The sequence below is a fragment of the Streptomyces rimosus subsp. rimosus genome (assembly GCF_000720725.1).
In the GTDB taxonomy this organism is placed as follows: domain Bacteria; phylum Actinomycetota; class Actinomycetes; order Streptomycetales; family Streptomycetaceae; genus Streptomyces; species Streptomyces rimosus_A.
The window spans coordinates 1-11,993 of sequence record NZ_JOCQ01000187.1; the positions used below are offsets into that span (position 1 = coordinate 1).

Annotated in this window: 7 protein-coding genes; 2 read left to right on the forward strand and 5 right to left on the reverse strand. The window is 75.4% G+C overall.

What is annotated here, in order from left to right:
- The 5 genes from IH45_RS0141945 to IH45_RS0141965 form a co-directional block, all read right to left on the reverse strand.
- The coding region (locus tag IH45_RS0141945) for a class I SAM-dependent methyltransferase (protein ID WP_030682161.1) at window positions 1-829 on the reverse strand (829 nt) is incomplete at its 3' end.
- A gap of 177 nt (window positions 830-1,006) precedes the next feature.
- On the reverse strand, window positions 1,007-1,888 hold the full coding sequence (locus IH45_RS0141950) for a carbohydrate ABC transporter permease (protein ID WP_030682165.1): 882 nt from the start codon (window positions 1,886-1,888) through the stop codon (window positions 1,007-1,009).
- Window positions 1,885-3,237: a carbohydrate ABC transporter permease gene (locus tag IH45_RS0141955; protein ID WP_030682168.1), complete on the reverse strand. Its 1,353-nt coding sequence runs from the start codon at window positions 3,235-3,237 to the stop codon at window positions 1,885-1,887. Before IH45_RS0141955 ends, IH45_RS0141950 begins: the two co-directional genes overlap by 4 nt.
- 115 nt (window positions 3,238-3,352) lie before the next feature.
- On the reverse strand, window positions 3,353-4,801 hold the full coding sequence (locus IH45_RS0141960) for an ABC transporter substrate-binding protein (RefSeq protein ID WP_078898047.1): 1,449 nt from the start codon (window positions 4,799-4,801) through the stop codon (window positions 3,353-3,355).
- Between the two features lie 220 nt (window positions 4,802-5,021).
- Window positions 5,022-8,357, reverse strand: coding sequence for an FtsK/SpoIIIE domain-containing protein (locus IH45_RS0141965; RefSeq protein ID WP_030682176.1), 3,336 nt, complete (start codon window positions 8,355-8,357; stop codon window positions 5,022-5,024).
- A 479-nt stretch (window positions 8,358-8,836) separates the two neighbouring features.
- Between IH45_RS0141965 and IH45_RS0141970 the strand changes: the two genes are divergently transcribed.
- Both IH45_RS0141970 and IH45_RS0141975 read left to right on the forward strand, forming a co-directional pair.
- On the forward strand, window positions 8,837-10,573 hold the full coding sequence (locus tag IH45_RS0141970; protein WP_030682178.1) for a serine/threonine-protein kinase: 1,737 nt from the start codon (window positions 8,837-8,839) through the stop codon (window positions 10,571-10,573).
- 292 nt (window positions 10,574-10,865) lie between these two features.
- A partial coding sequence (locus IH45_RS0141975; RefSeq protein WP_030682181.1) for a serine/threonine-protein kinase occupies window positions 10,866-11,993 on the forward strand: 1,128 nt, incomplete at its 3' end.

The window sequence follows — 11,993 nt, forward strand, 5'->3', positions numbered from 1 at the left end:
GCGTGGCGGCGGCGGCGGGGGGGGCCGCCGGGGCCGCGCTGCGCGGGGCCGCCGACCGGTGGCGGGAGACCGGGTGCGCGGGCTCCTTGGCGCCCTTGGCGCTCAGCCGGATGAGCGGCGCGCCGTTGACCTCCTGCACCTCGTGCCACATCCCCTCCCGGCCGGTCAGCCAGGCCAGCAGCGCGGCCTGTACGGGCGCCGGGTCGCCCCACGTGCCGTAGAACTTGGTCGGCGTGATGCAGACCGGCCGCAGCTCCTGGCCGGTGACGGCCTGCCAGGTGGCGGCGGCCACCCCCGGGCAGTGCTCGGCGCGGAAGTCGTCGAGGACGACGATGCCCTGCGGCGTGAGCAGCTTGCGCACCGTGACGATGTCGCCGTGCACATGCGCGTACAGGTGCGAGGCGTCGATGTGCGCGAAGCGGCAGCTGCCCGGCTCGACGTGGTCGGCGACGGCCGAGCTGAGGCCCTGCACGATCTCGGGCAGCTCGTCGTGGAAGGACAGGTAGTTCGCCTCGAAGGCGCGGCGGGTCAAGGTGGCGTAGGACTTCGCCATCTCCTTGGAGTTGGGCGCGTCCTCGGCGGGCGAGTCGAACAGGTCGCAGACCGTGAAGCGGTCGCCGGGGCGCCGCCGCGCGCCCATGAAGATGGCGCTCTTGCCCAGGTAGGCGCCCAGTTCGAGCAGGTCGCCCGGCTCGGCCCGCTCCTCCTGGCGGGCCAGGAACCAGTCGAACAGCAGCTGGTCGGCGGTGAAGAACCAGCCCTTCACGTCGGACAGCCGCTCGGGGCGCGGGAGTTCTCCGTCACTGAGGTCTGCGGTACGGGCAGTCATGTGCGGTCCGTCTCCAGACGGTCGAGGGGCGTCATCGGCTGGCCGTCATCGTGGGGCAGCAACGTGAACGGAAAGTGGCGTACGGCACAGCGTTCCCTTACGCCACCACACCCGTCCCGTGCGCCCCACCGCACCCGTCCCGTACGCCCCGCCGCCCCTCTCGGGCCCGGGGCACGGTCACTTCACCGCGCCCGCCATCACCCCGGAGACGAACTGCCGCTGGAAGGCGAAGAAGACGACCAGCGGGATCACCATCGACAGGAACGCGCCGGGCGCCAGCACGTCGATGTTGTTGCCGAACTGCCGCACCTCCTGCTGGAGCGCGACCGTGATCGGCGGCTTGCCGCTGTCCGCGAAGATCAGCGCGACCAGCAGGTCGTTCCACACCCACAGGAACTGGAAGATGCCCAGCGACGCGATGGCCGGACCGCCCAGCGGCAGCACCACCCGGGTGAACAGCCGCAGCTCGTTCGCGCCGTCCAGCCGGGCCGCCTCCAGCAGCTCGCGCGGGATCTCGGCGAAGAAGTTGCGCAGCAGGAACACCGCGAAGGGCAGCCCGAAGGCGGTGTGGAAGAGGATCACCCCGGGCGTCGTCTCGAACAGGCCGACGGCGCCGAACAGCTTGGCCACGGGGATCAGCGCGACCTGTACGGGCACCACCAGCAGGCCCACGACGACCATGAACCACCCGTCGCGCCCGGGGAAGTCCATCCAGGCGAACGCGTACCCGGCCAGCGCCCCGATGACGACCACCAGCACCGTCGCCGGGACGGTGATCAGTGCGGTGGTCAGCAGCGAGTCCATCACCTTGGCGTTGTCCAGCAGCGCGCTGTAGCTGGCCCAGGTGAGCTGGGCGGGCTCGGTGAAGACCTGCCACCAGCCGGACTCGGCGATGTCCTGCGGTGAGCGCAGCGAGGACAGCAGCAGGCCGATGGTCGGCGTCAGCCAGAACAGCCCGATCAGCACCAGCGCGACGCGCAGCACGCCGCCGCCCGTGCGGGCCGCGATCCGCGCGGGCAGCGACTGCCTGGCCCGTACGACGCCCTCGGCGGTCGTCATCGGCTCCGCTCCTTCCGTAGGCGCCGGAGATTGACGTACATCACCGGCAGCACGAGCAGCAGCAGGAACACCGCGATGGCGCTGCCGAGGCCCTGGTCCACGTCCGTGCCGAAGGACGACTGGAAGAGCTGGAGCGCGAGCACGTTGGCGTCCTTGAGGCTGGACCCCGGCGCGATGATGTAGACGAGGTCGAAGATCTTCAGCACGTTGATCATCAGCGTGACCAGGACGACGACCAGGACGGGCGCCAGCAGCGGCACCGTCACCCGGCGGAAGACCTGCCACTCGTTGGCGCCGTCCACCCGCGCCGCCTCCAGCAGCTCCCGGGGCACGCCCGCCAGGCCCGCCGCGATCAGCACCATCGCGAAGCCCGCCCACATCCAGATGTACGCGCCGATGATGGACGGGGTCACCAGGGCCGGGCCGAGCCAGTTCACGCCGTTGTACGCGGCGGCGAAGTTCGAGGCCGGCAGCCGCAGCAGGGCGCCGTCCGCCGCGGCGGGCAGCGCGAACCGCCCGTCGGGCCCGGTGGTGGCGCTCGCCACGGTCCGGCCGTCCTTGACCGCCTCGACCGTCAGGCCGGGCAAGCCCTTCTCGGAGCGGTCGATGATGTTCGGGGTGCCGCCGCCACCGCGGGTGAAGTCCAGCCAGACGGTGCCGGTGACCTGGCCCGGCTCCGGGCGCGCGGCGGTCGCCGGGCGCGCCTCGCCCAGGTCGCCGGGCTGCACGGCCACCAGCGGCAGGTTCGCCGGATCGCCCGCGCGCACCGGCTGCTTGGTGGTGTACGCGCCGCCGGACGCCGTCAGCCCGGCGTTCGGCCGCGGCTTGGCGCCCGGGTACGGCGCGGGCTCCGCGAACGTGTCGTGGACCGAGACCCATACGGCGTTGGCGACGCCGCGCTCCGGGTCCTGGTCGTACACCAGCCGGAAGATGATGCCCGCGGCCAGCATGGAGATCGCCATCGGCATGAAGACGACCAGTTTGAAGGCAGTGCCCCAGCGGACCCGCTCGGTGAGCACCGCGAAGATCAGGCCGAGCGCCGTGGCGACCGTCGGGGCCACCACGACCCAGATGACGTTGTTCTTCAGGGCGATGCGGATGCGCTCGTCGGTGAACAGCTCGCCGTAGTTGTCCAGACCGACGAAGCCGGTGCCGGACGCGTCGAACAGGCTCCGGTAGACCGAGAAGCCGATGGGGTAGACCACCAGCGCCCCGAGCAGGACGAGGGCGGGCAGCAGGAAGGCGGCGGCGACCCACGGGCGGGTGCCCGCCACACTCTTGACCCGGCGCAGCGTGCCGGTGCCCGGGCGGACCGGGCCGGCCGGCCCGCCCGCGGTCGCAGCGTTCATGTCGGTCCCCCGGTCGATGCGGTGGGCGGCGGTGCGCACCGCCGCGTGCGGTGCGCGGCGTACGGTGCGCGGCCGCGGGCCGGCGGGACCCGCGGCCGTGCTTCGGGGCGCCGGGTCAGCTGCCGTACGCCTTGGCGGCGTCCTGCTCCAGCTTCTTCTGGGTGCCCGCGATGTCCTTCGGGTTCTTCAGGAAGTCCTGGAGGTCCTTCCACTCGCCCTGCCCGGGCTTGCCGCCGAAGCTCGCCGGCGCCTGGTCGGACATGTCGAAGCGGAAGTCGTCGCCCGCCTTGATCAGCGCCGTGGCGATCTCGCGCATCGTGTCGTTGGCGTACGCGGCCTTGTCCAGCTCCTTGTTGGGGGAGATGTACCCGCCGGCCTGCGCCCAGATCTTCGCGGCGTCCGTGGACGCCAGGAAGGTCAGCAGCGCCTGCGCGCCCTTGGTGTCCTTCAGGGCCACCGCCGCGTCGCCGCCGGTCACCACCGGCGACCGGGAGCCCACCGCGGGGAACGGGAAGACCTTGGCGTCCTCGCCGACCTTGGCCTTGGTCTGCGCGATGTTGGTGGCGGCGAAGTCCCCCGCGGAGACCATCGCGGCCTTCGGCTGGTCACCGCCGCTGAAGGTCTGGGTGACCGAGGTGGGGAACTGCGTCTGCAGCGCGCCACTGTTGCCGCCGGTCAGCAGGCCGGGCCTGCCGTAGAGCTGGGCGAGCGCGGTCAGCGCCTTGGTGACGGACGGGTCGGTCCACTTGATCTTGTGCTGGGCCAGCAGGTCGTACTTCTCCGGACCGGCCTGGGAGAGGTAGACGTTCTCGAACCAGTCGGTCAGCGTCCAGCCGTCCGCGCCGCCCACCGAGACCGGCTGCACCCCGGAGTCCGCGATGGTCTGCGCCGTCTTGAGGAACTCGGCCCAGTCCTTCGGCTCGGCCACCCCCGCGTTCTCGAACGCCTTGGTGTTGTACCAGACCAGCGACTTGTTGCTGGCCTTGTAATACACGCCGTACTCGGTGCCGTTGTACGCGCCCAGGTTCCGCCAGCCCGGCGAGAAGTTCTTGGCGAGCTGCTCCTTGGCGGCGGGCCCCAGCGGCTTGAGCCAGCCCTTGCGGGCGAACTCCCGCAACACGCCGACCTGCGGCGGGAACGCGATGTCCGGCGGGCCGCCGCCGGCCACCTTCGAGCCGATGAAACCGGCCATGTCGTCGCCGGTGGGGACGTAGCTGACGGTGGCGCCGGTGCGCTTTTCGAACTCGTCGAGCACCTTCAGGAAGCTCGCCCGCTCCGGGCCGGTCCACACGGCCGCGACCTGGATCTTCTCGCCGCTCAGCTTGGGGAGCTGGACGGAGGTCCCGCCGCTTTCCTTGCCGCTGCCCTCGCTCTTGCCGCCGTCGCCGCCGTTGCCGCTGCACGCCGTCAGCGTCAGCGCGCCCGCGGCGGCGAGAGCCAGGGCGGCGCGGGCGGTCGCCGTGGCGCGGGTGCGGGCGGCAGCCGTGCCGCCGGTCGTGCTGCCGGTCGTGCTGCCGGGTGTCGCGGTGCGCGCGGTGGTGTGCCTTGTGCGTGAAGTGCCCATCCCCGTAAGCCCCTCCCGTGCGGTGCACTTGAGCGCCGAGTGGCGGTCCCGCACGCGCGGCGCGGCGCGGCCCGCCGCGCACAGGTCTACGCCCGGATCACCGGCCCCGCAATACCGCCTCCCGCCCCAACTGGCCTTTCGTGACCGGCCCGTTACCCCTCGCGTACACCTCACGGCCGGGCTGCGCGGGCGGCCCGGCCGGGGCCCCGCGGGAGCCCGGTCAGAGCAGGGGCGGGGCGGCGGGCGCGCCGGAGGACTGGGCGGCCCGCTGCAGGGCGCTGGCCAGCAGCGCCAGGTCGGTGGGGCCGTTGCCCAGCTCGCGCAGCGGGCGGCGGGCCGGCGGGTCGCCCATCCGCTCCCACTCCAGCGGTACGACCGTGGGGCGGAGCGTGGACGTGCGGGGTATCCGCCCGGTCACCCGCCCGGCCTGGAACGGGGTGACGGAGGAGTCCGCAGCGCGGTGCAGGCGCCCGCGCCCCGGCGGCACCGGCTCGGCCGCGCCGTCCGCCGGGCCCAGTTCCACGCGGAGTCCGGCCGCCCGGTCCGTGGCCGTGTCGCTCGTACGGTCCGGGTGGCCGGTGGCCGCTATCAGGTGGACGCCGAGGGCCGCGCCCTCCCGGGCCACCGCCTCCAGCGCGCGCACCACCGAACCGGCGGCGGGGCGGCCCGTACTGCCGAGGGCCGGGGCGACCAGCGCGTCGAAGTCGTCGACCAGCACGAACAGCCGGGACATCGGCACCGCCTGCGCTGCCGGGGCCTCGCCGCCGGGCCCGGGGGCGCTGCGCGCCCGCAGCCGCAGGGTGCCCGTGGAGGAGCTGTCCCGCTCGGCCAGGGGGGAGCCGGACGCGGCCTCGGGCGAACGGCGGGGGGCCGGGGTGCGCGGCGCCGGGAGGCGGGCGGCGCGCCACTCGGCGAAGTCCGTGCCGGCCAGGGTCTCGGCGCGCCGCTTGAGCTCGGAGCTGAGCGCCTGCGCGAACTGCCGCATGCGCACCGGGTCGGAGGCCGTCAGATGGGTGGTCACATGCGGCAGGTCCGTGCACAGCCGCAGGCCCTCGCCGCGCTCCGGGCCCGCGCCGTCCACCAGGACCAGGGAGAGCAGGTCCGGGCGGTCGGCGGCGGCGAGCGAGGCGGCCAGCGAGCGCAGCAGCTCCGTCTTGCCGCTGCCCGGGCCGCCGGTCACCAGCAGATGGCAGGCGTCGGCGGCGGGGTCGGCGCAGACCGGGCCGTGCGGGCCCGCACCGAGCACGGCGGCAGCCCCCGACCGGTCGGTGTCCGAGGCGGCCCGGGCCCGGTCGGTGTCCGAGGCGGCGGCCCAGCGGGCCATCAGCGAGGCCGGGGTGGCCCGCGCCAGGCCCAGCTCGTCCAGCAGCCGGGAGGTGTCCGGCAGGGGGACGGCCGCGCTGCGCGCCGGGCGTCCGCCGAGGCCGCCGCCCGTGTCGGCCTCGCGCAGCGGCGCCAGGGCGCGCGCGAACCGCTCGGCCCAGGCGCCGGAGACCGCGTCGACCGCGGCGACCGTCCCGTTCGGGCCCGTGCCGGGCTGGACTACGCGCAGGGCCGTGGCGACATCGCCGCTCAGCACGGCGACCGCGCCGCACTCGCCGAAGGCGGGCGAGGCCGCGCGGGCCGCCTCGTACGTCGAGGCGAGCGGGAAGGCGGGGGTGGCGGCGGGCGTCTCGGCCAGGCACAGCACATGGATGCCGGCGGCCGGGCCGCTCGCCGCGAGCCGGGCGGTCGTCTCGCGCAGCGCCGAGGAGCCGGGGTCACCGTCCACGATCAGGAGGGTGTACGGGCCGTTGTAGCGCGCGGCGGCGGAGGCCACGGCGGAGCGCTCGGCACCGGCCCAGTGCGGGCCCAGCGGGCCGTCGTCGAGGCGGCGCGCCAGCTCGGCCGTACGGGCCGCGGCCTGCTCCTTGTCGTACGCGAGCAGCAGCCGGCAGTCCTGGGCGTGGGCCGGGCGCACCTGGGGGAGCCAGCCCAGCCACGACCAGTCGGCCAGCCGGTCTTCGAGGGAGCGGGCGCGGTCCGTGCTCAGCAGCACGATTTCGAGGGTGGCGGGGGAGTGCAGCGCGGCGAGCTGGGCCACGGCGGCGCGGGCCAGGCCGCCGAGCCGGGTGCGCGGCCCGGCCAGCCCCAGGGCGCCCGCCTTGCGCAGCTCGACCGTCACGGGCGCGGCGGACCGGCCGCCGTCCTGCGGGGCCGTGCCGAGCCGGACGGTGAGCGCGTCCGGGTGGTCCGGGCCGCGCTCCCACAGGCGGGGGGCCGGGGCGGGCACGGGCCCGTACGTCTCGGACGCCGCTTCTCCGGCGGCCGCACGGGACTGCCGCTGCTGTTCCTCCCAGACCGTCGGCGCGGGGGCGGGCGCCGACGCGGGGCGCTCGGCGGCGGGCCGGGCGCCGGTCAGCCGGCGCGCCCAGGCGCCCAGGCCGCCGCTCCGGCGTGCCGCCTTGGGGGACGCGGCTTCGTCCAGCGGATCTTCGTGCGGGTCCCTGCGCGGGCCTTCCCGCGGGTCGGCGGGGGCGATGCCGTGCCGGCCGCCGTGGGTCGTCCCGTCGCCCGGGCCGTACGGCTCGTACTGCTCCTGGGGGCTGCCGGGATACGGGGTGCCGCGCAGGGGGGTGCCCCGGCGCCCCGGGCTGTCGTACGAAGCGGGCAGCTCCTCCTGCGGGTCCTGCGGACGCCCGGCGCCGTACGGGGAGGCGTACGGGCCTGCGGCCTCCGGAGCGGCCGGGGGCGTGGCGGGCGTCAGGAAGCCGGGGTGCAGTGAGGTCCGGTCGTGGTCGGCGGACCGGGCGCCGGGGACGCCGGGGCGGAGGGGCGCGCCACCAGCCTCCGGGGCGTCCGCCTCCGGCTGGGAGACGCGCAGCCGGCCCTCGCCGTCGGGGGCGCACACCAGGGCCGGGTCGGGCTCGGCCGGGGCGGGCGTCAGGCGCAGCGCGGACTCGCCGATGCGCAGCAGCGCGCCCGGCGGCAGCGGCACCGGGCGCTCGCCGACCTCGGCGCCGCCGACGGCCGTGCCGTTGGTCGAGCGGAGATCGGTGACCAGCACCGAGCCGTCCGGCTCGACCGTCACCGCGCAGTGCAGGCGGGAGACGTCCGGGTCGTCGAGGGGCACGTCGGCCTGCGCCGAGCGGCCGACGCGGATCGCGCCGCCCTGGCCGTGCAGGAGGTGGACGCCGCCGGCGTCCGGCCCGGAGACGACCCGCAGCCGGGGGAAGCCGTGCGGCAGGCCGTGCGCGGGGGCGGGGCCCGGGGCACCCAGCGAGAGCACCGCGCCGTCTATCAGCGGGGGTTCGCCGACCGCGGCGCGCTGCGGGTCCAGGCGGTCGCCGCCCGCGTACAGCACGACGGGGCCGCCCGCGGCGCCGGACGCGCCGCCGCCCTTGCCGCTGCTGCCGCTGCCGGAGGCGCCGATGTCCGCGCCGGACCCGGCGACGGCCGCCGCGAGGCCGCTCGCGACCGTGGCGAGCGCCGTCCCGGCGGGGGCCGTGACGAGGACGTCACAGGCCCGCGTGGGGTGGCCGCTGCGCGGCCCGAGGACGGTCAGCCGGATCTGCATCGCCGTCAACGGTCCCTTCCGCCCGGACCGTTCGGCGGGGGCCCCGTGACCTCCCCCGCCGCACCCGGGCACTTCGGCACGTACAAGTCCCGACGCGAGGAGCACCGGGCTCCCGCGCCACACGCGCGCGACGGGGCCCCCGCACCCCCACCGCTCCCGTGCTGGGTGCATCCTCGCACCTGCCACTGACAACACGCCCGCCGACCATCACTCAGTGATCTTGATTGGTCGGCCCCGGACGCAAAACCGCCTGATCGTGCTCTGTGAAAGTCCAATTTTCGATCATCGGTGCTCGCTGTTCGGCCTGACGTGGACATCGATCCGGAACAGCCGGCAACCATCCGTCCTGAATGCGCGTCTTTCCTCCAAGCCCCGCCCGATCGTCCCGGCGTACGGCCGGTACGGCGGCACTACAGTGGGGCGACGGGCCGCTGCGACCCACCGGCCCGGCAAGGATCGATCACGACCAGGGAGCGCACGTGCGGCCGGTAGGCAGCAAGTACCTGCTTGAGGAGCCGCTGGGACGCGGCGCCACGGGCACCGTCTGGCGTGCTCGCCAGAGGGAGACGGCGGGCGCCGAGGCCGCGGTGGCCGGCGAGCCGGGCGAGACGGTCGCGATCAAGGTCCTCAAGGAGGAGCTGGCGCACGACGCGGACGTGGTCATGCGCTTCCTGCGGGAGCGCTCGGTCCTGCTGCGGCTGACCCACCCGAACATCGTGCGCACCCGCGACCTGGTCGTCGAGGGTGATCTGCTGGCGCTGGTCATGGACCTGATCGACGGCCCCGACCTGCACCGCCACCTCCGCGACAACGGCCCCTTCAGCCCCGTCGCCGCGGCCCTGCTGACCGCCCAGATCGCCGACGCGCTGGCCGCCAGCCACGCCGACGGCGTCGTGCACCGCGACCTGAAGCCCGCCAACGTCCTGCTCAAGGGCACCGGCGAGGGCGACACCGCCGAGCTGCACCCGATGCTCACCGACTTCGGTATCGCCCGCCTCGCCGACTCGCCGGGGCTGACCCGCACCCACGAGTTCGTCGGCACCCCCGCCTACGTGGCGCCCGAGTCCGCCGAGGGCCGCCCGCAGACCTCCGCCGTGGACATCTACGGCGCCGGCATCCTGCTGTACGAGCTGGTCACCGGCCGCCCGCCGTTCGGCGGCGCCAGCGCGCTCGAAGTCCTGCACCGCCACCTCAGCGAGGAGCCGAGCCGCCCGTCCACCGTCCCCGAGCCGCTGTGGACGGTCATAGAGCGCTGCCTGCGCAAGGAACCGGGCGAGCGGCCCAGCGCCGAGAACCTGGCCCGCGCGCTGCGCACGGTCGCCGCGGGCGTCGGCGTGCACGCCACCCCCGCCCAGGCCGAGGCCGCGCTCGGCGTCGCCGCCCTGCTCGCGCCCGACCCGTCACCCGCCACGGTGCCCGGCACCGGCGCGGGCGGCTCCGGCGACGCCGACCCCACCCAGGTGCTCCCGTCCACCGGCGGCGCGGGCGGGTACGACCCGGCCGCGGCGACCGCCGTACTGCCGTCCACCAACGGCCAGGGCGGCGGCCCCGACGCCGACCCGACCCAGGTGTTCGCCTCGGGCCCCGGCGGCCAGGGGTACGGCCAAGGCGGCCCCGACCCGACCCGCGCGATGCCTCCCGTGCCGCCCGGCCCGCCCGGTGGCCAGCAGCCCGAAGGGCCGCATCCCTGGGAGTCCCAGATGCGGGCCGCCCGGGACCGCAACGAGCAGACCCAGTACCTGGACCCGGGCGAGGACCCGCTGCGCCGCCGCCCGCAGCGGCAGCCCGCGCAGCCGCCGCAGCGCCCCCAGCAGCAGCCGCGCTACCAGGAGCCTTACCAGCAGCAGGCCCCCGCGCCGTATCAGCAGCAGGCCCCGGCGCCCTACCAGCCCCCGCAGCACCAGCCGCAGCAGGCGCCGCGCCGCCAGCAGCCGCCGCCCCGGCACTACGAGCCCGAGCCGCCCCGCGAGCGGGAGCCCCGCCCGCGCCGCGAGCCGCGTCAGCGCAGCGCCAACCCGATGCGCATCCCGGGCCTGGGCTGTCTCAAGGGCTGTCTGTTCGTCCTGGTGATCCTGTTCGTCGGCGGCTGGGCGGTCTGGGAGTTCTCCCCGCTCCAGGAGTGGATCGGCACGACCAAGGGCTACTTCGAGCAGATCGGCGACGTCATCGGCAGCGTCCGGGACTTCGTCAAGGACATCGGCAACTGGTTCAAGTGACGTGACGGCGGCGCGCCGGGCCGCACGGACGGCTCCGGCGCGTACGGCTCCGGCGCGTGTGGCTCAGGTGCGTACGGCTCCGGTACGTACGGCTCCGGCGCGCACCGGAGTGGCGGTCCGCCCGCGCGGGGCACGCGACCAAGGAGATTTGTCGACTTCCAACGGGCGATTTCCCCCACAGAAGTGATGCCCCGGGCGATCCTGGGCACGCAACCCCCTGCGACCCGCGTAGCTTTGACGCCACCTTCAGCCCCCTGAGGACGCTCAGCGGGCCCGACACGTCGGAGCAGTCTTGGCACGGAAGATCGGCAGCCGGTACACCACCCACCAGATCCTTGGTCGCGGCAGCGCCGGCACGGTATGGCTCGGCGACGGACCCGAGGGGCCCGTCGCCATCAAGCTGCTGCGCGAGGACCTCGCCGCCGACCAGGAGCTGGTCGGCCGCTTCGTGCAGGAGCGCGCGGCGCTGCTCGGCCTGGAGCACCCGCACGTCGTCGCCGTGCGCGACCTGGTGGTCGACGGCAATGACCTCGCCCTGGTCATGGATCTCGTACGGGGCACGGACCTGCGCACCCGCCTGGAGCGGGAGCGCCGGCTCGCCCCCGAGGCCGCCGTCGCCATCGTCGCCGACGTGGCCGACGGCCTCGCCGCCGCCCACAAGGCGGGCATCGTGCACCGCGACGTCAAGCCGGAGAACGTCCTGCTGGACATGCAGGGCCCGCTCGGCCCCGGCGGCGCGCACCCCGCGCTGCTCACCGACTTCGGCATCGCCCGCCTCGTCGACGCGCCGCGCCTGACCCAGCCCTCGGCCGGGGGACCCCGCTCGGCCAAGGTGATCGGCACCCCGGACTACCTCGCCCCCGAGATCATCGAGGGCCTGCCGCCGCGCGCCTCCGTCGACGTGTACGCGCTCGCCACGGTCCTGTACGAGCTGCTCGCCGGCTTCACGCCGTTCGGCGGCGGCCACCCCGGCGCGGTGCTGCGCCGCCATGTCACCGAGTCCGTCGCGCCGCTGCCCGGCATCCCGGACGAGCTGTGGCAGCTGCTGCTGCAGTGCCTGGCCAAGGCGCCCGCCTCCCGGCTGCGCGCCTCCGAACTGGCCTCCCGGCTGCGCGAGATCCTGCCGGGTCTGGCGGGCCACCCGCCGCTGGACATCGATGAGCCGGACGACGAGACGTCCGAGCAGGACGGGCAGGAGCCCGGGGAGGGCGCCACCGGCCCGTACGCGTCCGGCGCCGCGGCCGCCTCCGGCCCGTACGAGGAAGCCCTCTATCCGCCGGTCGCCCCGGGCGGCTCCCGGCCGCGCGGCGCCGTACCGCTCGTGCACGGCTCCGCCGCCCCCGACTCGAACCGCGAGACGCACACGAGCATGCGGGTCCCCGGCCCGGACGAGCTGGCGGGCGGCGCCCACGGCACGGCC